Source organism: Microbacterium sp. M, from assembly GCF_045181065.1.
In the GTDB taxonomy this organism is placed as follows: Bacteria; Actinomycetota; Actinomycetes; order Actinomycetales; family Microbacteriaceae; genus Microbacterium.
The window spans coordinates 3165086-3185521 of sequence record NZ_CP173721.1; the positions used below are offsets into that span (position 1 = coordinate 3165086).

Consider the following 20436-nt stretch of genomic DNA (forward strand, 5'->3'; position numbering starts at 1 on the left):
TCTGAGGGGAACGACGGGCCGGCGGCGGCCCAGCGGTCAGAATAGCAGAAACCTCCACATGGAAGTTATTCGAATCACGCGGTACCATCGAGCATGCCTGCGAAAGCGTTTTCCAGCACGGCGACCGGAACCATCCGGATCGTCCAGGGTCCTCGCCCTGCCCGCTCGGTGCTGCGCCTGCTCGCCCGCCGTCCAGGGCGGATCACCGTCGCGCTGATCGCGTTCGCGCTCAAGGAGATCCCCCTCTGGTTCCTCCCGGTCGTCACCGCCCAGATCATCGACCTCGTCGCGACAGGCGGCGAGGTGTCGACTCTGCTCATGTGGTTCGGCATCGCGGCCGTCCTGCTGCTGCAGAACTATCCGAACCACATCGTCTACACGCGCAACTTCATGACGGTCGTACGCGACACCGGTGCCGACCTCCGCAACGCCCTGGCCGCGCGTCTGCAGAGCCTGTCGATCGGGTATCACACGCGGATGAGCTCATCGATCCTGCAGACGAAGGTCGTGCGCGACGTCGAGAACGTCGAGCTCATGCTGCAGCAGCTGACGCATCCGCTGCTGTCGTCGACGATGGTGCTGATCGGCGCGATCACGATGACCGCGATCGCCGTGCCGCAGTTCCTTCCGGTGTACGCCCTCGCCGTGCCGATCGCGCTCGTCCTGCGGTGGGCGCTGAGCCGGCGATCGCGGGCGCGCAACGAGGTGTTCCGGCGCGAGGTCGAGGGCTTCGCCGCACGCGTGGGCGAAATGGCGTCGCTCATCCCGGTGACCCGCGCGCACGGCCTCGAGCAGACGGCCGTCTCGCGCGTCTCGGCGAGCGCGGACGGCGTGCGCAGGGCTGGGCTCCATCTCGACATGCTCAACGGCCACGTCGCTTCGATCTCGTGGGTCGCGATGCAGCTGCTGGGACTCGGATGCCTCGCTCTCGCGGGGATCTTCGCGCTGACCGGCATCCTGCCCATCACCCCCGGCGAGGTGGTCCTGCTGTCGTCGTACTTCGCACTTCTCACGCAGGGACTGACCTCGTTGCTCATGCTCATTCCGGTCGGAGCGCGCGGTCTCGAGTCGATGCGTTCGATCTCGGAGGTGCTGCAGGAGCCCGACCTCGAGCAGAACGCGGGCAAGCGACCGGTCGACTCGGTCACCGGGCACGTGCAGCTCGAGAAGGTCTCGCACCGCTACGTGGGCGCGGATGAGGATGCCGTGCACGAGGTCGATCTCGACATCCCCGCGGGGCAGACCGTCGCATTCGTCGGCTCATCGGGGTCGGGCAAGTCGACGATGCTGAACCTCGTGCTCGGCTTCGTTCGGCCCACGAGCGGGCGGATTCTGCTGGACAGCCTCGACATGCAGGACGTCGACATGCGCACCGTTCGCCGGTCGATGTCGGTGGTACCGCAGGAGTCGGTGCTGTTCGAAGGGAGCATCCGGGAGAACATCGCCTACGGCCTGGAGAACCCGCCCGAGGATCGGCTGCGACAGGCGCTGATCGACTCGAACGCCGCCGAGTTCGTCGACCGCCTGCCCGACGGCTGGGATACCGTCGTCGGGGAGCGAGGGGCCCGCCTGTCCGGCGGGCAGCGGCAGCGGCTGGCGATCGCGAGAGCCCTCGTGCGCGACCCCCGCATCCTGCTGCTCGACGAGGCGACGTCCGCGCTGGACCCCGAGTCGGAGGGTCTCGTGAAGGATGCGCTCTCGCGTCTCATGAGGGGCCGCACGACCCTCGTCGTGGCGCACCGGCTGTCGACCATCCGCGAGGCCGACCGGATCGTCGTGCTCGAGCACGGCCGCATCGTCGAGCAGGGCGATCACGCGACGCTGCTCGCGACAGAGGGGCGGTACACGCACCTGCATGCGACGCAGGCGGGGCGACGAGACGGAAACTGATCGCCTGGGTCGGCCGAATGCGCGAAACGGTCAACGGGTCGATGACTTCGGGCTCGCTTCGAGCTCCCAAGCCCACGGCAGATCCGCACCGGCCCTGGCGACGGTGATCGCCGCAGCACGCGTGGCGTCTTCGCCGATGCGCTGCAGGCCCGCGGCATCCAACCCGCTCGGACCGTGCTCGAGCACGGAGTGGATCAGCGATGCCATGAAGGTGTCGCCTGCGCCGATCGTGTCGACCGCGGCGACGGATACCGCCGGAATCGTCGCACGATGATCCGCGCTCGCGACGACCGCACCATCCGCACCCAGCGTGATCGCCACGAGCGAGGGCCCCAGAGCCAGCACCGCGTCGATCACCTGATCGACGCTCTTGCCGGGGTGCAGCCACTCGGCATCCTGATCGCTCATCTTGACCACGTCCGCCAGACGGGCTACGGACTCATACGCACGGAGCGCTTCCGCGCGGTCGCCGACGAGCGACGGGCGGACGTTGGGGTCGAAGGTGATCACCGAGGCATCCGCATTCCGCAGCAGGTCGACGACGGATCCCGCACCCGGCGCCAGGAAGGCCGCGATGGAGCCGGTGTGAACGACCCGCGGGGCGAGATCGATCGGTGCCGGAAACGTCTCCCACGCGATGTCGAATTCGTACTCGGCCTGACCGTCCACTCCGACGACCGCCCGCGCGGTGGAGGTCGCCGGAGCCGTCATCGACTCCGGAAGCACGTCGACACCCGACGCGGTGAGGCGCTCGACGATCGCGAGCCCTCGAGCATCCTGGGCGATCTGCGTGCGCAGGCCGACGGCGACGCCGCGCCGTCCGAGCCCGAGCGCGACGTTGGCTGGACTGCCGCCGACGTGCTCGCTCGATTCACCACCGATCCGGACGATGTCGACGAGTGCCTCCCCGACGACGAGCACCTCGAGTTCCGAACGCGCCGTCACCTCATCCTCCGAGGGCTTCGACGCGAACCCGGCTGTACTGCTCGGTCGGGAACACCTGTTCCGTCATCGCGACCAACCCGTCACCGGCGTAGATCTCGACGATGGTGCCGTCGACCACGACCAGGAGATCGAGGTTCTCGGTCGCGTCGGCGGGAAGCGGGGCCCGATCGACCGACGGGAAGCCCGCGTGGAACCCGGTCTCGCCACTCGCCGTGCGATCGCAGGTGATGCTGCGCTCTTCGCCGTCGACCGTGACGACGAGGCGCTCGTCGTCGGCCCCGGACAGGACCACGGCGTGCCGGTCGCCCGCCGCGGCAGGCACCGTGAGCTCGAAGACCGCAAGGCCCTCGCGGTCGGTCGGCAGCACGGGTCGTTGCGCGATGCGCAGGCGATTCTGCGCATCCCGCACCAGCCGGACCTCGCGCACCAGCGACATCGCGGATCGCCACGGCGCGGTCGGGGTCTCATTGGCGTAGTCCCAGTTGCTGGCCCAGCCGATCATCAGACGGCGCCCGTCCGGAGCATCGTTGAACGAGACCGCGGCGTAGTAGTCCCGGCCGTAATCGAGCCAGTCGAAGTCGGCGAGGTCGTCGGATTCGACGAGACGCTCGGGAGTGAAGAGCGCGCCATCGAAATCCCCGACGAAGTACTGGGTCCCGGAGCCGCCGGCGATGCCGCCCGGATTCATGCTGACGATGAGCACCCAGCGCACCTCGGTGGCTCCCTCCACCACGAGCGGGAACAGGTCGGGACACTCCCACACCCCGCCCGTGGCGTGCGCGGGACCGAAGTGCGACGCGAAGGTCCACTCGCGCAGATCCGGCGACGTGTAGACGACGACCCGGCGGGCGACCGCTTCGACCGCCACCATCACCCAGTGCCCATCGTCTCCCCCGTACCAGAACACCTTCGGATCCCGGAACTCGCTCGAGCCGATGTCGAGGACGGGATTGCCCGCATAGCGCGTCCAGGTCGATCCGCCGTCGACGCTGTACGCCAGCGCCTGCGCCTGGGACCCGTGTTTCGCCGCCGTGTAGATCGCGACCATCGCGGTCTCCCCCGGGCCCGCGAAGCCCGCCGTGTTGCGCACGTCGACCACCGCGCTGCCCGAGAACGCCATCTCGTCATCGGTCCACGGGATCGCGACCTCCTGCTCCTCCCACGAGACGAGGTCCGTCGAGGTCGCGTGCCCCCAGGAGATGTTCCCCCAGGTGCTCCCCAGCGGGTTGTTCTGGAAGAAGAGGTGATAGGTGCCGTCGTGGAACAGCAGTCCGTTCGGATCGTTGAGCCAGGAGTCCCTCGCGGTGAAGTGGACGGCCGGACGCAAGGCGGCGAGATGGGCGGTGGGAAGAGAGGTCACGGACTTTCCTGTGGTGTCGATGGCGGAGCGGACGGCCCGGGCGGGGAGGATCGTGACCCTCCCCACCCGCGAGGATTACTCCCCGCCCTCCTGGAAGCGGTCGTATGCCTGCTGGTAGGTGGCGATGACGTCGTCGACGCCGAGGGACTCGAGCTGGGAGACGTAGGCGTCCCACTCGTCGTCGACCGCGCCGTCGACGATCCAGGAGGCGAACTTCTCCTTCACGAGGGTGTTGATGTCGGCGGTTGCGAACGACACCTGCTCGAGCTCCTCGTTGGAGAGCAATACGGGCGGGTAGCCCTCGTTGGCCTGGTACGGCTCGTAGAACTCGGCGACGAGATCCTGCCGCTCCTTGGCACGCGGTTCCGGGGCGACGACGGTCACGAAGTCCTCGGCGGTCGTGACCTTGGGCCCGCCAGGAGCAACACGCTGGCGGCGCTCGCCTTCCGACTCTCCCGCTGCGGCCGGGATCTGGACGAGGATGCCGTCGGCATCCTCCTCCAGGGTGACTCCGATCGGCCCCCAGTTCGACTGCGCAGACATCACCGGGTCGAACAGCCGGTCCGCCCAGCGCATGGTCGCCGCCGGGTACTTGTTCTCCCGGGTGATCGCCATAGCGCCTCGGCCGATCTCCTGGTTGTTCGAGACGCTGGCGAGCTTCTCGCCGTTCTCACCCTCGAGGATGCCGACAAGGGCGTAGTCGTCGACGCGATCGTCTCCGACCATCTCCTTGAGCTCCCACCAGAAGAACGAGCCGAGGATCTCGGTCGACGCCTTGCCCTTGGAGAGATACGCCACGTCGTCCTGAGAGAAGGATTCGGGGTCGATGAGACCTTCGGCGTACCAGTCGGCGAGGCCCGCGACCCCGGCCTTGTACTCGTCGGTGTCGGCGGTGAACTGCACCTCGCCGTCGCGGACGATGCGGTGGTCGTTGTTCTCGGGCTGACCGCCGAGCGCTGCGACGAGGTCGTGCGGGTTCGCGGCGAACGAGTCGGTCCGGAAGCTCAGGGGGATCTCGTCGGCGGCACCGTTGCCGTTCGGGTCCTGCGTGGCGAAGGCCACGAGCGCGTCGTGATACTCGTCGATGGTCGTCGGCATGGGCAGACCGACCGCGTCGAGCCAGGTGGTGTTGATGAAGAGGAAGTTCGGATACGCGACGAGGCCGAGCTCTTCCACGGACGGGAGCGTGTAGATGTGTCCGTCCGAGGCGGTGATGGCCGCTCGGATATCGGGCCGCTCGTCGAGGATCGCGGAGAGCGTCGGCGCATAGTCGTCGATGAGATCCTCGAGCGGGAGCAGGGTTCCGTTGCTGCCGTTCTCGACGATCTCGGCATCCGAGAGCCCTGTGTTGAACAGGACGTCCGGCAGATCGCCGCTGGCGAGCATGAGGTTCTTCTTCTCGGCGTAGACCTGATCGGGCAGGTTCTCCCACGCGATGGCGATGTTGGTGTCGGCTTCCCACTGCTGGACGAGCTCCATCTCGGAGTAGTCCGGCGCGAGCGGGGCCTTGGAGCCGCCGAAGGTCAGCGAGAGGGTCTCGTCGACGATGGGCAGTCCCTCCTGGTTGAACCCGTACTCGTCGGACTGGTCCTCGATCTCGGCGGCGGTGTCGCCGCCGCCGGTGCATCCGGCGAGCAGCAGTGCGCCCGTGACGGCGGCGGTCGAAGCGATGAGGAAACGGCGGTGTCTCATGATGTGCTTTCTGGTTGGGGGCAGTGGTCGGAACGGGTCAGCTCTTCACGGCGCCGAGGAGCGCGCCCTTGGTGAAGTGCTTCTGCATGAAGGGCAGGACGATCAGCAACGGGATCGTGGAGACGACGATCATTCCGTACTTGATCAGCTCGCCCAGGCGCTGGGCGGCGGCGTAGGAGTCCAGCGCACCGGTGCCGCCGGCGGAGGAGACCTCGGACTGGATGAGCACGTTGCGCAGCACGAGCTGCAGCGGGTACTTGCTCTCGTCGCCCAGGAAGATCAGTGCGTCGAAGAACGCGTTCCAGTTGGCCACGAGGTGGATCATGATCATCAGGAAGATCAGCGGTTTCGACAGCGGCAGCACGATCCGGAAGAAGAATCGGAAGTCGTTCGCGCCGTCCAATTGGGCGGCTTCGCGCAGTTCGGCCGGCACGTTGTTCTCGAAGAACGCTCGGGCGATGATGAGGTTCCAGACGCCGACGGCACCGGGGAGCACGATGGCCCAGATGGTGTCGAGCATGCCGAGGTCGCGGACCACGAGGTAGCGGGCGATGAGACCGCCGTCGATGAACATCGTGATGATGAACAGCAGCATGAAGAACGTGCGACCGTACAGATCCTTGCGCGACAGCGCGTAGGCGGCGCACAGGATCACCGTCACGCTGATCGCTGTGCCGACGACTGTGTAGAGCACGGAGTTGGCGAAACCGCGGATGATGGTCGCGTCGGAGAAGATGCGCGCATATCCCTCGAGCGTGAAGCCCTGCGGCCACAGCCAGACGTTGCCGTTGAGGATCTCGGACGGCTCACTGACCGAGGCGATCACGATGAAGTACATCGGGTAGAGGATCGCGATGATCGCGACGATCAGCATCCCGATGGCGAAGAAGTTGAACACCGGATCGGAAGCGCGGTCGCGCAGTCGTCCGCGCGCGGCCGGTCGGCGTGGTGCGTCGGTGCCGGTCGGGAGGGACGGGCGGGCGGATGCCGGCGGTGCGGCGAGCGTGTCGGTCATGGCGTCATCACCAAAGGGTCGATTGTCCGGCGCGCTTCGCGACCCAGTTGAAGGTCAGCAGCAGGACGAGATTGATCAGGGAGTTGAACAGGCCGATGGCGGCGGAGTAACTGAACTGCGCCTGCTGAAGGCCGATGTTGTAGACGTACGTCTGGATCACTTCGGACGTCGGCAGGTTCAGATCGGTCTGCATGAGCAGCACCTTCTCGAAGCCGAGGTTGAAGAGGTTGCCGATCGCCAGGATGAACAGGATGGTGATGACCGGCATGATCCCCGGGATGTCGATGTGACGGATGCGCTGCCACTTGCTCGCGCCGTCGACGCGCGCCGCTTCATGCAGGGCGGGGTCGATGGCCGTCAGCGCTGCGAGATACACGATCATCGAGAATCCGGCGTTCTGCCAGATGTCGGATCCGATGTACAGCGGCCGGAACCAGTCGGGCGACCCCATGAAGAACACCGGTTCGCCGCCGAACGCGACGATGGCGTTGTTGATGATGCCGGAGCGCGGTGAGAACAGCAGGAAGATCATGCCGACGACCACGACCACCGAGATGAACGAGGGTGCGTAGAGGACGGTCTGGGTGAACTTCTTGAATCGTGGGCTGGAGAGCTGGTTGACGACCAGCGCGAGGATGATCGGCACCGGGAACGCGATCAGCAGACCGAGCGCGTTGACCGTCAGGGTGTTCTCGATCAGGCGCCAGAACTGGAACGAGTTGACGAATCGGGTGAAGTGCTCCAGCCCGACCCACGGGCTGCCGGCGAAACCGAGAGCCGGGTTGTAGTCGCGGAAGGCGATCTGCGCGCCGTACATGGGCCAGTACTTGAAGACGATGACGTAGATCACCGCCGGCGCTAGTAATACGTATAACTGCCAGGACCGAAGAGCGCGTCGCAGGTGGGACCGCATGCGCCTCTTCTGCGCTGGCACTGTCGGGGTGGACTCCGCGGGGGCTTGAGTGGTCATGCATGCACCTTCGCATCGGCGACCGATCCCCGCAGGATCGGTACGCACTCGATCGGGTTGGATGTGGGCTCCTGCGCACTGCCGGACAGCAGCAGTTCGATTCCCGCGCGCGCCATCTGCTCGTAAGGGAGCTCGATGGTGGAGAGCCCTGGGTCGAGAATGGGGGCGAGCATCGCGTGGTTGTCGAAACCGACGATGGAGCAGTCCTCCGGAACGCGCAGCCCGCGCGACTCGAGCGCACGATACGCGCCCCACGCCGTGCGGTCGTTTCCGCAGAAGATCGCTGTCGGCGGCTCATCGAGATCGAACAGGTCGAGCGTCAGCGCGAGGCCGTCCTCGACGACACCTCCGCCGTACCGGACGAGCTCCGGGTGGTCGACGATGCCGGCCTCCGAGAGCGCGCGACGGTACCCGGCGAGCCGGCCGATGCCGGCGGGGAGATCGCTGTCCTCCGGCTGGATGTTGATCATGGCGATCCGGGTGTGCCCAGCCTCGATGAGCTGACGGGTGGCCGCATAGCCGCCGGCCTCTTCATCCGGGAACACGCTGGCGACGCGCCTCGAACGCTCCTGCGCGTTGACGACGACGGTCGGCACGGCCTCGAGGCCGGCAGGAAGGTCGAGCACGCGGTGATACATCGAGGCGTAGACGACGCCCTTGACCCGATACGACAGCATCATGTCGATGGCTGCGGCTTCGAGGTCGGGCTCGTTGAACGTGTCGACGCTGAGGATGACGTTGCCGGTCTCCCACGCGAGCTGCTGCGCGCCCTTCAGGAGCTCGCCCGCGAAGGGCGAGCTGGCGACCTCGTCGGAGATGAAGCCGATCATTCCGGACTCGCCGCTGCGCAGCGACTTGGCGAAGGCGTTCGTCCGGTAGCCGAGTTCCTCGACCGTGTCCATCACACGCTGGCGCGTGGCCTCGTTGACGCGGCTGCCGCCGACATTGTTGAGCACGAGGGAGACCGTGGCCTGGGACACGCCCGCACGCTCGGCGACCTGCTTCATCGTCGCCGTGTTGCGCGGTTTGCGGCCCATGTCACACCTCCTTGTGGACTAGTTAATCGTATGACTCGTTGAGAGTACTCCCCGGAAGAGGTCGGAGTCAAGCCGATGGGAGAGCTCGCACCGCGCCGTCCTTGATCTCGTCGTATTCGGCGCGTGCCGTCTCGACTTCTTCGATGTGCGCCTCCGCCCAGCGAGCCAGCGCCGTCAACGGCTCCTGCAGTGTCCGTCCGAGGGCGGTGAGTTCGTAATCCACGCGCGGCGGCATCTGGTCGTAGGCCGTTCGGGTGAGGATCCCGTCGCGCTCGAGGTCACGAAGGGTGTCGGCCAGGACCTTGCCACTGATGCCGTCCACGGCTTGGCGGAGTTCGCCGAATCGCATCGGCTCGCCGCTGAGCGCGATCACGATCATGGCGGTCCACTTGTTCGCGATGCGCGCCAGCGACGTCCGCGAAGGACATGTGGACACCATCACATCCCAGGTCCGCTGCATTCGCCGCCGCCTTTCGAAGTCGTTCCCATGGTTACGTTGAGGTAACAGGTAACCCAATGTAACCATAAGGCGACAAGTTCACCGATCCGAGGAGTGCAGTGATGAGCGAGCAGACACCGGCGGCCGTGGCCGCTTCTTATTTCGAATCCCTGAGCAAGGGCGATGTGCCTGGCGCACTGGCACTGTTCGATCCGCAGGTCGTATGGCACCAGCCCGGAGCGAACCGCTTCTCCGGCGATCACGTCGGGGTCGAGGGCGTCGGTGCGCTGCTGGGCGGGATGATGGAGGCCAGCGAAGGAAGCTTCGGGCTGACGGTGATCGGAGCCACGATGGTCAACGGAGAGTTCGCAGCAGTGCCCGTGCGATTCACGGGCACGCGCGTCGGCGCATCGATGGACATGGCCGGTGTGGATCTGCTCACCGTGCGGGACGGGAAGATCGTCGAAGTGCATCTCTTCTCGGAGGACGCGGCAGCCGAAGACGCGTTCTGGGGCCGGCCGTAACTCCTCAGCCGACGAGGGGTCCGCCGAGCTTCCAGTAACCGAGGAAGGCGACCTGTTCCTTGACGAGCGCGAGGTCAGCCGTCAGATGACGGCGAATGCGCGTCGTCGCCGTCGATTCCCCGGCGACCCACGCGTAGAGGCCTGGATCTCCGCGGAGCTCGGTGTGGTCGGTGGTCCAGCGGCGCACGGCGCTCTCGAGCCGCTCGCCGGCTCGGTCGGCTCGATCGACGACCTCCAGGTTCATCCGACCGCCGGGAAGCGGTAGCGCGCCGTCCCCCGCGTCTGCGAGCTCGAGGATCACATCCGCCGCGACCTCAGGCGGCAGCGCGGCGAGGATGTTGCGGATCGCGGGGAGAGCGGATTCATCCCCGATGAGGAGTACGCGCGCGGGCGGAGCAGGCGGTGCGTAGTGGATGCCGTAGCCGGTGTACCCGACGCGCATGTCGGGGCCGGTGATGATCAGCTCGTCGCCGGGCTGGCAGGCGCTCGCCCAGGCGGAAGCGGGACCAGCCGGCTGGTGGATGAAGAGGTCGACGTCGATCTCATCATCTTCCGGCCGGATACCCGACGGAGTGTACGTGCGCAGCACGTTGCGTCCCTCCTCGGGGAGTTCCTTCCAGCGTGCGTACCAGTCCCTCGGGTGCGGTGTGGGTTCCGTGAGAAGGCCGAAATCGGGCGCGGTTCCGTCCGGCATGGGCAGGACGAGCTTGATGCGCTGATCCAGTCCCCAGGGCGCGAACTCCCTCAAAGCCTGTCCCGTGAGGGTGATCCGGATGAATCCCGGGGTGAGCTGCCGCTTGCGGGCGACCCGCACCGGAAACGCGCTGTACTCCCAACTGCGGGATGCGGGGGGTGCCCCAGCAGTCATCGCGTTCCTCCGCCCGACGTGGTGACAGGTGCCCCGCGGGGCACGACGAGAGGACCACCGGTGATGGGATCTTCGATCACGATATTGGGCAGGTCATAGATCTCTTCGACCCTGGAGCTGGTGACGACCTCGGACGGGGCACCTTCGGCGATGATGCGTCCCTCGCGCATCGCGATGATGTGATCGGCATATCGGGCGGCATGGTTGAGGTCGTGGAGGACGGCGACGATCGTGCGGCCCTTGCGATTCAGGTGGGCGAACAGTTCCATGAGCTCGACCTGGTGGGCGATGTCCAGGAAGGTCGTCGGTTCGTCCAGCAGCAGCAGGTCGGTCTGCTGGGCCAGGACCATCGCGACCCAGACCCGCTGGCGCTGTCCCCCCGACAATTCGTCGACTCTGCGCGGTGCGAGATCGGCGGTGCCTGTGGCGTCCAACGCGCCCTGGACGGCAATGTCGTCCTTCTCGGACCATTGCCGCAGGAATCCCTGATGAGGGTATCTGCCCCGCCCCACGAGATCGGCGACGGTGATCCCGTCCGGAGCGATCGCGGACTGCGGCAGGAGGCCCAGCTTCCTGGCGACATCCTTCGATGGCATGCTCGTGATCGCCTTGCCGTCCAGAATCACCTGTCCGGTGTCGGGTGCGAGGAGCCGGGAGAGGCCACGGAGCAAGGTGGACTTGCCGCACGCGTTGGGCCCGATGATCACGGTGAACGACCCGTCCGGTATCGCGGTGCTGAGCGCGGCGATGATCGATCGGCCGTCGTAGCCGAGGGTGAGGTTCTCTGCCCGGAGCCGTGAGCCGGACCCGTGCGGTGGGCGGAACGTCGAGGGATTCGGGTGTTCAGGCACGGCGGCGGATCTCCTGGATGATGGTGATGACGAGATAGAGGCCTCCGAGGGAGACCGTGACGACGCCGACCGGCAGAGCGACGGGCAGCACGTGCTGAGCGATGAGGTCGGACATCAGCAACAGCAGCGCCCCGACGAGCGCGGACAGCGTCAACGAGAGGTACGGGGTGCCGGCGATGCGCCGTGCGATCTGCGGGGCGGCGAGCGCGATGAAGGCGACGGGGCCGATGACGGCCGTCGCGACCGAGACCAGACCGACGGCGATGAGAAGGGCGAGCGCCCGTACAATGGCCGGCCGCTCGCCGGTCGCCGTCGCGACGTCGTCACCGAGGTCGAGCTGCCGCAGCCGCGGCGACAGGATGACCAGCAGCACGAGCAGGGGCGCCGCGCAGAGAACGGCGCCGGCAACCGGCGGCCCGGTGACACCGTTGAGGGTTCCTGTGCCCCAGGCCGAGGCGAACATCGCCGTCTCGAGTTCGACCTCGAGCAGCATCCACGTGTTCGCCGACGCGAGCATGGCTGCGACGCCGATGCCGATCACGATGAGGCGGAAACCCTGCACACCGCCGCGGTATGCCAAGGCCCAGATGAGCACGGCCGTGATGAGGCCTCCTGCGACGGCGCCCGCGGTCATCAGCGGCCATGACGCGGAGAAGAAGACGATCATCAGGAGCATCCCGGTGAAAGCCCCGTTGGAGAGGCCGAGAATATCCGGGCTCGCAAGCGGATTGCGCGTCGCAGTCTGGAACAGCGCCCCGGCGACGGCGAGGAATCCACCGAGGACGATGGCCGCGACGGTTCTGGCCATGCGCCACTCGAACACGACGGTGCGGTCGAGCGGCTCGCCACCCCCGAGCAGCACTCGGACCACTTCCTCCGCAGACAAGGGGTAGGTGCCGAGCCCGAGCGCCACGACGCCGAGGAGCGCGACGGCCGCGGCCAGCACGGCCCCGACACTCAGACTCCGAACACGCACGGGAACCGCGAACGACCCCGCGCGCAGGATTCTCCGTCGATAGCCCACATCGACCGGCCGGGCGTCACGCAGCAGGCTCATGACAGGGTGCTCGCGTTCCGTCGGCGCGCCAGCGCGATCAGGACCGGAGCGCCGACGAACGCGGTGACGATCCCGACCGGGATCTCAGCGGGGGCGATCAGTACCCGTCCGAGCACATCCGAGAAGAGCACGATGACCGGTGCGAGCAGGACGGAGGTCACGAGGATGGTGCGCTGGTCCACCCCGAACACCCACCGGGCCACGTGCGGGACCATCAGCCCGATGAAACCGATGGGTCCCGCGAGAGCCGTCGCAGCCCCGGCCAGCAGGGTCACCGTCACGATCACGCCGACCCGGATGCCCGCGACGTGAGCGCCCTGTGCCCTCGCGACATCCTCACCGAGCGCGAGGGCGTTCAATCCGGGAGCGAGCAGCAGCGCTCCGGCCAGCGCGACCACGATGAACGGCAGCACGGGCAGGAGGACGTCGAACCCGCGGCCGAGGAGCGAGCCGGCGTTCCACGAACGCATCTGATCGAACGCGTCCGGATTGCTGAGAGTCATCCCCGTCGTCATCCCGGAGAAGACCGCTCCGAGAGCCACTCCCGCGAGCGTGAGCCGGATCGGGTCCGCCGCGCCCCTGCCGGAAGACCCGATGAGATACACCGCCACCGTGACGATCAGGGAACCGAGGAATGCGAGCCACACGAACGAGGAGATGTCGCGCATCCCGAAGAAGGCGACACCGACGGAGACCGCGAATGCGGCGCCCGCGTTGACGCCCAGGATGCCCGGGTCCGCGAGGGGGTTGCGGGTGAACGCCTGGATGAGCGCCCCCGCGACTCCGAGCGCCGCACCGACCACGAGACCGGTGACGGTGCGGGGCACCCTCAGCTCGGCGACCACGTACCGCGCTTCCGATGTGCCGCCGCCCTGAAGCACATCGAGAACCGTCGGCACCGGAAGGAAGTTCGACCCGACTGTCAGCGACAATGTCACCGCGACCACCAGAAGGACGGCGAGAACGACCAGCCCGAGCACCGTCCTGCCGTGCCTCCCGCGACTCCCGGTGAGCGCGGCTTCACGGGGAGGCGCGGAGAGAAGGCTCGTCACTTCTGGGCTTTGAGGAACTGCTCGATGTCATCGAGCACGAGGTCGCCGCCCTTCGGCCCCACACCGGACACCCAGTAGCTCGTGTCAACGAGGGTCACCGTGGGGAAGGCGGCAGCATTCTGCGTGATCGCCGACGGGATCGTCGATTCGTCGTCGACATCGGCCGTCGTGACGAAGACGTAGTCCGCCTGCGCGTCCATGATGTTCTCCGGGGAGAGGTCCGCCTGCAGACCGTCCACCCATTCGCGGTCCGGAATCGTCAGTCCGGCGCACTCCAGCGCACCGCCGGCGAAGGATGTCGGACCATAAACGCTGAGCGTCGTCTCGTCACGCGGACGGATCAGATTCGCGGTCGTCCCCGCAACGTCGAACTCGCCCGCGATCTCCTCGCAGCGCTCGTTGAAACCGTCCAGCAGCGTCTGCGCCTCGCCCTTCTGCCCCAGCGCTTCGCCGATGAGCAGCACGTTCTCCTGCCACGGATCGGCCTGCGTCTGCATGAACACCGTCGGCGCGATCGCGTCCAGCTGGGCGTACAACTGAGAATGGCGCGACTCGGTTCCGAGGATCAGGTCCGGCTCGAGAGCCGCGATCGCCTCCAGGTCGGGTTCCGGAACCGTGCCGACGGGTTCGACGCCCTCCACACCGAGGTACTCGGGAACCCCCGAGACGTTGCTGGCCACTGCCGCCCCGACCGGTGTCACTCCGAGCGCGACCGCGGTGTCGAGTTCCACCGGCTCGAGCACGATCACACGCTTCGGCTCCTCCGGCACCTGCGTCGTTCCGCGCGCGTGCTCCACGCTGCGCGTACCAGGCGTCGCCGATGACGTGGGGTCACCGGCGCTGGACGGCGAAGAACAGCCGACCAGCAGAACCGCGGCGAGGGAGAGCGAAGCCAAAGACGCAGCCCGCCCGGGCATGGGAGTACGCATCGCGAAGAGACCTTTCCGGAGGAGTCAGGCGCAGAAGGCGAACCACCTTCACGCCAAAGTAAGCACAGCCTACCCTTATCCGATCCGCTTCCCTCGCCCCCGCAAACGAAAAGCGCCCCGAGACTTCGTCCCGGAGCGCGATTTCTGTGGCGGAGACGGAGGGATTTGAACCCTCGGTCCCCTTGCGAGGACTCCACCTTAGCAGGGTGGTGCACTAGGCCTGACTATGCGACGTCTCCATGCGCTCCGCCGTGGCGAGAACGCGTCATGCCATCATAACCGCTCCCGGCATCCTCGACGAACCGAGGCGGAGTCCGTAACGAACCGACGCCGATCCCACCCAGGGTAAGCGCTTTCCGCTATGCTGAACGGCGATCGCATCGAAGCATCGGAACGGAAGAGGACATGCCCGAACCCCGCGTCATCAACGACAACGGAGCCTGGTGCTGGTTCCAGGACGAACGCGCCCTCATCGACGCGGACCGACAGCTTCTCGTCGTCGGCTCCGTCCCCGCTCCGGAGGGCCCAGGCAGAGAAGCCCGCGCCGGCAACATCGAGCTCACGGTCGCCGACCTCGAGACCGGCACCGCGCAGGTCGTGGTCCTGCACGAGCGTCTCGAGACCGACGATCACGACGTCCCAGCGCTCTGGCGCCGCCGCGACGGACGCTGGCTCGCCGTCTACGCCAAGCACAAGACCGACAACCTCACCCGCTGGCGCGTCAGCGAGCCGGACGACCCCACCCGCTGGGGTCCGGAGCAGACGTTCGACTGGACCGAGTTGACCGGCGGCAAAGGCGTCACCTACTCGAACCTGCACGAACTCGACGGACGCCTGTACTGCTTCGCCCGCGCGATCAACGACGACCCCTGCGCGCTCGTCTCCGATGACGAAGGCGACACCTTCACCTACGCGGGCAAGCTCTTCACCCGCCCCAAGGTCGGCTACGTCAACGGGTACACGCGCTACGTCTCCGCCGGCGACCGCATCGACTTCATCACGACCGACCACCACCCGCGCGACTACGACAACTCGATCTACCACGGCTACCTCGCCGCCGGCGCCCTGCACGACAGCTTCGGCAGCGTCATCGCGGACCCCGCTCCGAGCGACGACGCCCCGTCCCAGGTCGAGCTCACGACGATCCTGTCGGCGGGTTCGGAGGGCCCAGAGGGCGTCCGCATGCACGCCTGGACCACCGACATCCGCCGCACCCCGGACGGCACGATCGCCGCCGTCCTCACCGCACGTGTGAACGACGACCTCGAGGACGACCCGGACCGCAACCACCCCGTCCGTGACATCCGCTTCTACGCAGCGCGCCTGTCCCCCGGCTCCGAGGCCTGGCAGCTCGTCGAGCTCGCCGAGGCCGGCGGCGGCCTCCTCCCGCACGAACAGGACTACACCGGTCTCGCCGCCATCGACCCGTTCGACATCGACTCCGTCTACATCTCGACGCCTGTCGACCCGCGCACACGCGAGCGGCTGGCTCACTACGAGATCTTCCACGGCACGACATCGGATGCCGGCATCACCTGGTCGTGGACGCCCATCACCGAGGATTCCCCGTACGACAACCTGCGCCCGATCGTCGCCCCCGGCGATGCGAACCGCATCCCGCTGCTGTGGTTCCGCGGCGAGATGACCGCTTCTCAGCACTACCGTTGTGAGATCGTGCTGCTCGACCAGCCGCGCACCACCGCCGACACCGCGAAGGAAACCGCATGACCACCGTCCTCTTGGTCGGCGCCCACGGTTACGGGAGCGTCCACCTCCGCAACCTCGAGCGCCTCGGCGACCGCGTCGAGCTGGTCGGCCTGGTCGATCCCAAGGGTGGCCCGACCGACGGCTTCGGGTCGGCCACCCCGAGCTGGCAGAGCCTGGACGACGCGCTCGCCACCGGCATCCATCCGGACATCGTCATCGTCGCCACTCCGACCAACACGCACTTCGGCCTGGCGGCCCAGGCGCTTGAGCACGGCAGCCACGTCTACCTCGAGAAGCCGCCGGTCGCGACCATGGAGCAGTTCACCGACCTGCTCGCACTGCAGAAGCGCACCGGGCTCAGCATCCAGGTCGGTTTCCAGAGCTTCGGCTCGCACGCCCTCACCGAGATCGCCGAGCTCGGCGGCGCGACCTCGGTCGCCACCTGGGCGAACTGGAGCCGCGAGTTCGCCTACTGGAACCGCTCGGCCTGGGCAGGCAAACGCACCCTCGACGGGCAGCCCGTCGTCGACGGCGTCCTCACCAACGCTCTCTCGCACGCCGTCGCGACCGCGTTGCACATCGCCGGCGCACGCCGTCGCGAGGACATCGCGCGCATCGAGCTCGAGCTCTACCGCGCGAACGACATCGAAGCCGATGACACGTCGAGCGTGCGGATCACGCTGACCAACGGTCGGGTGGTCTCGGCCGCCCTCACCCTCGCCGGCGCCGCGCAGGACCAGCCGCTCATCGAGGTGCGCACGGCATCCGCGGACGTCCTGTTCTCGTACACGGACGACGTCATCACCTACCCGGACGGCCGCGTGTCCCAACCGGGGCGCATCGAGCTGTTCGAGCAGTTCCTCGACCACCTCGAGCACGGCACCCTCCAGCTGTCGGCGCTCGTCGACTCCGGGGCGTACATGGAGGTGCTCGAGGCCGTCCGCACGGCCCCGGCACCCCTGAGGATTCCGGATGCCGCGACTACGACCCTCGACACCATGATCGTCGTCGACGACATCGCGGACTGGGTGCAGCGCACCGCTCGCGCCGGCGCCCTCTTCAGCGAGGTGCGCGCGCCGTTCGCCACCGAGTTCGCTGACGGCGCCACGGATGAGATCGCCCTCGGCGACGCCGTCATCGCCGTCCGAGACGACGGAGCTTCGGTCGCCCCGACATCCGGTCCCCGCCCGTTCCTGCATCCGGTCCGCACGCCGGGCGGCGTCGTCGTGACCGACGCGCACCCGGCCGACCACGACTGGCATCTCGGCGTCTCGGTCGCGATCCAGCACGCGAGCGGCGTCAACTTCTGGGGCGGACCGACGTACACGCGCGAGGGCGGCTACCGCTGGCTGAACGACCACGGCCGCATCGCGACGTCATCCTTCGCGCGCACGGACGACGGCTTCGCCGCCACCGCGGATTGGCTCGCCCCGAACGGCACGGTCGTGCTGCGCGAGTCGACGGCGTGGGCGTTCGCCACGGCATCCGATTCCGCGTGGTCCTTCCGCACCACGACCACCCTCACCGCGGCATCCGGACCGATCGAGCTGGGCAGCCCAGGATCGCACGGCCGCGTCGGAGGCGGGTACGGCGGGTTCGCGTGGCGCTTCCCCGCGGCATCCGATGTCGACGTGCGCACGGCGGAGGCATCCGGAGAGGATGCCGTGCACGGCAGCGTGTCGGACTGGATCGCGTTCGGCGCACGCTTCCCCGACGGCGAGGCGACCGTCGCACTCGCCTCGGATGAGAAGCGGCCGTGGTTCGTGCGCGTGACCGACTACCCGGGTATCGGCTCGGCTCTGGCCTGGGACCAGCCTGTCGTCCTGGATGCCGGAGAATCCGTCGCCCTGTCCTTCCGCGGCCTCGTCGCCGACGGGCGGCTGACGGATGCCGAGGTGGCGGCGCTCCTGGGGTGACCCGATCGGCTAGGCGTAGGGCAGGGCGACCGGCCGGTCCAGACCGTCGACGACGATCGTCGGCCAGCGCTCGTCGACCGTGAGCACCTCCCAGCCCTCGGGCGTGCGCAGCAGCGTGTCCTCGACCTTGACCCCCGGCGCCGTCGGGTTCCACGCGAAGGCCTGCCATTCGGCGAGCGCATCCGTCGTCGCCGGGGTCGCCCGCGGGTCGCGTCCGGCGTATCCGGTCGGGCCCCCCTGGTGGTGACGCTGCCACTCGTCCGCGTCGAATCCGTGCGCGGCATAGCCCGCGGTGCCGGCGGCGAACACCTCGGCGAGCGGACGACCGGGAACGGAGGCGTCCAGGAAGGCGCGTTCGACGGCGAGGATGCGTTCGTCCTCGGCATCCGCACCGACCCAGCGGGTGATGTTCGCGATCAGGCCGTGCCTGCGCCCGCACACGACGATCATGGCCCGCTCGCTCAGCAGGGCGCCTGTCGGAAGCGGATGCCGGAACGCCAACCGGGAGACGCCGGCGACGAGGATCACCAGCGGGTCGATTCCACGAGCCACGAGCCCGGCCGCAACGGATGCCGCGACTGACTGCTCGGTGTCATCCGGCGTCGCCCTGGAGAGGACGTCGGTGAGCACTTCCGCCGCATCGCGACCCAGTGCGCGGTAACGATCGCGCTCCCCCGGCAGCAGCGACGCGCGCGCCGCCCGCAGCTCGGCGGCGACGACGGACTCGGGGATTCCGGGCCCTGCAGCCAGCGCGGCTTCCGCCGGCGGCGTCTGCCACGGCACGCGCACGATGCGTTCCGCGTCCGCGGGGAGCAGCTCCTCGGCGATCTGGCGATCGGCCTCGTTGGCGGCGACGAACAGGATGTCTCCGGCATCCTCGACCCGGACGGCCAGGACCGGAGGACCGGCCAGGGAGACGTGCGTGCGGACGCCGTCGAGATACCAGGACACCGCCTCGTGAGAGGTCAGCACCAGCGGCCCCCCGGCCGCCGTGCGCACCCGCGCCAGCCGATCCTGCTTGACCTCGCGGTCACGTGTCGATCCCACCATCGCGATCGGTCCCCCTTCGTCCGGAAACGTTTTCTCACACGATAGTGGCTAATATGGCCTGGTTCGCGCCACCCGCGTGAATGACGCGAGCAGAGGGGCCTGGCCGATGAGCCGTACGACACCACGGACGCGGATCACCGATGTCGCGAAGCTCGCCGGCGTCTCGCTGTCGACCGTGTCCCGCGCGATGAACGACAACCCGACCGTCGATCCCGCCCTCGTCGAGCGGGTGAAGGCCGCTGCCGCCGAACTCGGCTACACGGCGAACCCGCTCGCCCGCAGTCTGGTGCTCGGGCGCACCCAGACCGTCGCGGTCGTCGTGCCGGACCTCGAGAACCCGACCTATCAGGCGATCCTGCGCGGCCTCAGCCGCGCGGCGTCGACCGACGGCTATCACGTGCTCATCGCCGACTCGATCGAGGACCTCGAGAACGAGCGGGCGCTCGCGAAGACGACACGACTGCGCACCGACGGCATCATCCTGTGCGCGCCGCGCATGCCGGAGGACGAGCTGCAGGCGCTGCTGCCCGACCTCGCCCCCGCCGTCGTCATCAACCGCGCCCCGCAGGGGGACGCTCCCGTCGTCGCGGCGGACTACGGAGCCGGTCTCCGCGAGATCATCGACCATCTGACGGGGCTCGGCCATCGGCATCTCGTGTACCTCGCCGGTTCGCAGCGCAGCGCGTCGCACCGTGCCAGACAGGACGCCATCGCCAGGGTCGTCGCCGAGAACGCCGATCTGCGCGTCGACGAGATACCGACCGGCGTCGACTTCGACAGCGGGGCCGAGGCGGCCGATCGCGTACTCGCATCCGGCGCGACCGGGGTGCTCGCGTTCAACGATCTCGTCGCGATGGGACTGCTGTCGGCACTGCGCTCCCGAGGCGTCGACGTGCCGGGGCGGATCTCGATCGCCGGATTCGACGACATCCCGTTCGCGGCGAATGCGACGCCGCCGCTGACCACGGCATCCGTTCCGGCAGCCGAGCTCGGTGCGCACGCCTGGCAGGCGATGCACGAACTGCTCGAGGGCGGAACGCCGGTCGCCGTCACGACGGTCGTGCCGGAGCTGGTGGTCCGCGGGACCACGGCTGCACCGACGGCCTGACCCGTCGGCCGCCCGATCCTCTCCGC

At 68.0% G+C, this 20436-nt stretch carries 18 protein-coding genes and 1 tRNA gene; 5 read left to right on the plus strand and 14 right to left on the minus strand.

Annotated features, from left to right (window positions below; all coding sequences use genetic code 11):
* Positions 1–93 precede the first annotated feature (93 nt).
* Positions 94–1890, plus strand: a complete 1797-nt coding sequence (locus ACI7YT_RS15575) for an ABC transporter ATP-binding protein (RefSeq protein WP_406246716.1) — start codon at positions 94–96, stop codon at positions 1888–1890.
* A 30-nt stretch (positions 1891–1920) separates the two neighbouring features.
* On the opposite strand, the gene ACI7YT_RS15580 is transcribed toward ACI7YT_RS15575, so the two are convergent.
* The 7 genes from ACI7YT_RS15580 to ACI7YT_RS15610 all read right to left on the minus strand — a co-directional run bounded on the left by ACI7YT_RS15580 (position 1921) and on the right by ACI7YT_RS15610 (position 9348).
* The gene (locus tag ACI7YT_RS15580; protein ID WP_406246717.1) at positions 1921–2835 is read right to left on the minus strand and encodes a carbohydrate kinase; all 915 of its coding nucleotides are present in this window, start codon (positions 2833–2835) and stop codon (positions 1921–1923) included.
* Position 2836: 1 nt separating this feature from the next.
* Positions 2837–4195 (minus strand): glycoside hydrolase family 32 protein, encoded by a 1359-nt coding sequence (locus tag ACI7YT_RS15585; protein ID WP_406246719.1) that lies wholly within the window; start codon positions 4193–4195, stop codon positions 2837–2839.
* Positions 4196–4270: 75 nt separating this feature from the next.
* On the minus strand, positions 4271–5887 hold the full coding sequence (locus tag ACI7YT_RS15590; RefSeq protein WP_406246720.1) for an ABC transporter substrate-binding protein: 1617 nt from the start codon (positions 5885–5887) through the stop codon (positions 4271–4273).
* Between the two features lie 37 nt (positions 5888–5924).
* Positions 5925–6902, minus strand: coding sequence for a carbohydrate ABC transporter permease (locus ACI7YT_RS15595; RefSeq protein ID WP_406246722.1), 978 nt, complete (start codon positions 6900–6902; stop codon positions 5925–5927).
* A 7-nt stretch (positions 6903–6909) separates the two neighbouring features.
* Positions 6910–7752 (minus strand): ABC transporter permease, encoded by an 843-nt coding sequence (locus ACI7YT_RS15600; RefSeq protein WP_406246724.1) that lies wholly within the window; start codon positions 7750–7752, stop codon positions 6910–6912.
* 116 nt (positions 7753–7868) lie between these two features.
* Positions 7869–8909, minus strand: a complete 1041-nt coding sequence (locus ACI7YT_RS15605) for a LacI family DNA-binding transcriptional regulator (protein ID WP_406246725.1) — start codon at positions 8907–8909, stop codon at positions 7869–7871.
* Positions 8910–8976: 67 nt separating this feature from the next.
* Positions 8977–9348, minus strand: coding sequence for a winged helix-turn-helix transcriptional regulator (locus tag ACI7YT_RS15610; RefSeq protein WP_406250597.1), 372 nt, complete (start codon positions 9346–9348; stop codon positions 8977–8979).
* A gap of 122 nt (positions 9349–9470) precedes the next feature.
* Here ACI7YT_RS15610 and ACI7YT_RS15615 point away from each other — a divergent pair, with 122 nt between their 5' ends.
* Positions 9471–9872, plus strand: coding sequence for a nuclear transport factor 2 family protein (locus tag ACI7YT_RS15615; RefSeq protein WP_406246727.1), 402 nt, complete (start codon positions 9471–9473; stop codon positions 9870–9872).
* Positions 9873–9876: 4 nt separating this feature from the next.
* Here the strand turns inward: ACI7YT_RS15615 and ACI7YT_RS15620 are convergent, their stop codons facing one another.
* The 6 genes from ACI7YT_RS15620 to ACI7YT_RS15645 form a co-directional block, all read right to left on the minus strand.
* A complete protein-coding gene (locus ACI7YT_RS15620) occupies positions 9877–10740 on the minus strand; it encodes a siderophore-interacting protein (RefSeq protein ID WP_406246729.1) in 864 nt (287 codons plus the stop codon).
* On the minus strand, positions 10737–11591 hold the full coding sequence (locus tag ACI7YT_RS15625) for an ABC transporter ATP-binding protein (RefSeq protein WP_406246731.1): 855 nt from the start codon (positions 11589–11591) through the stop codon (positions 10737–10739). Before ACI7YT_RS15625 ends, ACI7YT_RS15620 begins: the two co-directional genes overlap by 4 nt.
* The gene (locus tag ACI7YT_RS15630; protein WP_406246733.1) at positions 11584–12648 is read right to left on the minus strand and encodes a FecCD family ABC transporter permease; all 1065 of its coding nucleotides are present in this window, start codon (positions 12646–12648) and stop codon (positions 11584–11586) included. Before ACI7YT_RS15630 ends, ACI7YT_RS15625 begins: the two co-directional genes overlap by 8 nt.
* Positions 12645–13700: a FecCD family ABC transporter permease gene (locus tag ACI7YT_RS15635; protein ID WP_406246735.1), complete on the minus strand. Its 1056-nt coding sequence runs from the start codon at positions 13698–13700 to the stop codon at positions 12645–12647. Before ACI7YT_RS15635 ends, ACI7YT_RS15630 begins: the two co-directional genes overlap by 4 nt.
* A complete protein-coding gene (locus tag ACI7YT_RS15640) occupies positions 13697–14596 on the minus strand; it encodes an ABC transporter substrate-binding protein (protein WP_406246737.1) in 900 nt (299 codons plus the stop codon). The genes ACI7YT_RS15635 and ACI7YT_RS15640 overlap by 4 nt, the downstream gene beginning before the upstream one ends.
* Before the next feature lie 180 nt (positions 14597–14776).
* A tRNA-Ser gene (locus tag ACI7YT_RS15645) sits at positions 14777–14868 on the minus strand.
* 166 nt (positions 14869–15034) lie between these two features.
* Here ACI7YT_RS15645 and ACI7YT_RS15650 point away from each other — a divergent pair.
* Together ACI7YT_RS15650 and ACI7YT_RS15655 are read left to right on the plus strand one after the other, a co-directional pair.
* The gene (locus tag ACI7YT_RS15650) at positions 15035–16357 is read left to right on the plus strand and encodes a BNR-4 repeat-containing protein (RefSeq protein WP_406246739.1); all 1323 of its coding nucleotides are present in this window, start codon (positions 15035–15037) and stop codon (positions 16355–16357) included.
* On the plus strand, positions 16354–18252 hold the full coding sequence (locus tag ACI7YT_RS15655) for a DUF6807 family protein (RefSeq protein ID WP_406246741.1): 1899 nt from the start codon (positions 16354–16356) through the stop codon (positions 18250–18252). Before ACI7YT_RS15650 ends, ACI7YT_RS15655 begins: the two co-directional genes overlap by 4 nt.
* Before the next feature lie 9 nt (positions 18253–18261).
* Here ACI7YT_RS15655 and ACI7YT_RS15660 read toward each other — a convergent pair whose 3' ends face one another.
* Positions 18262–19302, minus strand: a complete 1041-nt coding sequence (locus ACI7YT_RS15660) for a M24 family metallopeptidase (protein ID WP_406246743.1) — start codon at positions 19300–19302, stop codon at positions 18262–18264.
* Between the two features lie 106 nt (positions 19303–19408).
* On the opposite strand from ACI7YT_RS15660, the gene ACI7YT_RS15665 reads away from it, so the two are divergent.
* Positions 19409–20410 carry a LacI family DNA-binding transcriptional regulator gene (locus tag ACI7YT_RS15665; protein ID WP_406246745.1) on the plus strand — a complete coding sequence of 334 codons (1002 nt, stop codon included), beginning with the start codon at positions 19409–19411 and terminating at the stop codon, positions 20408–20410.
* Positions 20411–20436 lie beyond the last annotated feature (26 nt).

Excerpts from the sequence above, each read along its gene's own strand:
- ACI7YT_RS15655 (WP_406246741.1), top strand. The coding sequence starts at position 16,354 with ATGACCACCGTCCTCTTGGTCGGCGCCCACGGTTACGGGAGCGTCCAC.
- ACI7YT_RS15615 (WP_406246727.1), top strand. The coding sequence starts at position 9,471 with ATGAGCGAGCAGACACCGGCGGCCGTGGCCGCTTCTTATTTCGAATCC.
- ACI7YT_RS15610 (WP_406250597.1), bottom strand. The coding sequence starts at position 9,348 with ATGGTGTCCACATGTCCTTCGCGGACGTCGCTGGCGCGCATCGCGAAC.
- ACI7YT_RS15630 (WP_406246733.1), bottom strand. The coding sequence starts at position 12,648 with ATGAGCCTGCTGCGTGACGCCCGGCCGGTCGATGTGGGCTATCGACGG.
- ACI7YT_RS15575 (WP_406246716.1), top strand. The coding sequence starts at position 94 with ATGCCTGCGAAAGCGTTTTCCAGCACGGCGACCGGAACCATCCGGATC.
- ACI7YT_RS15665 (WP_406246745.1), top strand. The coding sequence starts at position 19,409 with ATGAGCCGTACGACACCACGGACGCGGATCACCGATGTCGCGAAGCTC.
- ACI7YT_RS15595 (WP_406246722.1), bottom strand. The coding sequence starts at position 6,902 with ATGACCGACACGCTCGCCGCACCGCCGGCATCCGCCCGCCCGTCCCTC.
- ACI7YT_RS15620 (WP_406246729.1), bottom strand. The coding sequence starts at position 10,740 with ATGACTGCTGGGGCACCCCCCGCATCCCGCAGTTGGGAGTACAGCGCG.
- ACI7YT_RS15650 (WP_406246739.1), top strand. The coding sequence starts at position 15,035 with ATGCCCGAACCCCGCGTCATCAACGACAACGGAGCCTGGTGCTGGTTC.
- ACI7YT_RS15605 (WP_406246725.1), bottom strand. The coding sequence starts at position 8,909 with ATGGGCCGCAAACCGCGCAACACGGCGACGATGAAGCAGGTCGCCGAG.
- ACI7YT_RS15660 (WP_406246743.1), bottom strand. The coding sequence starts at position 19,302 with ATGGTGGGATCGACACGTGACCGCGAGGTCAAGCAGGATCGGCTGGCG.
- ACI7YT_RS15590 (WP_406246720.1), bottom strand. The coding sequence starts at position 5,887 with ATGAGACACCGCCGTTTCCTCATCGCTTCGACCGCCGCCGTCACGGGC.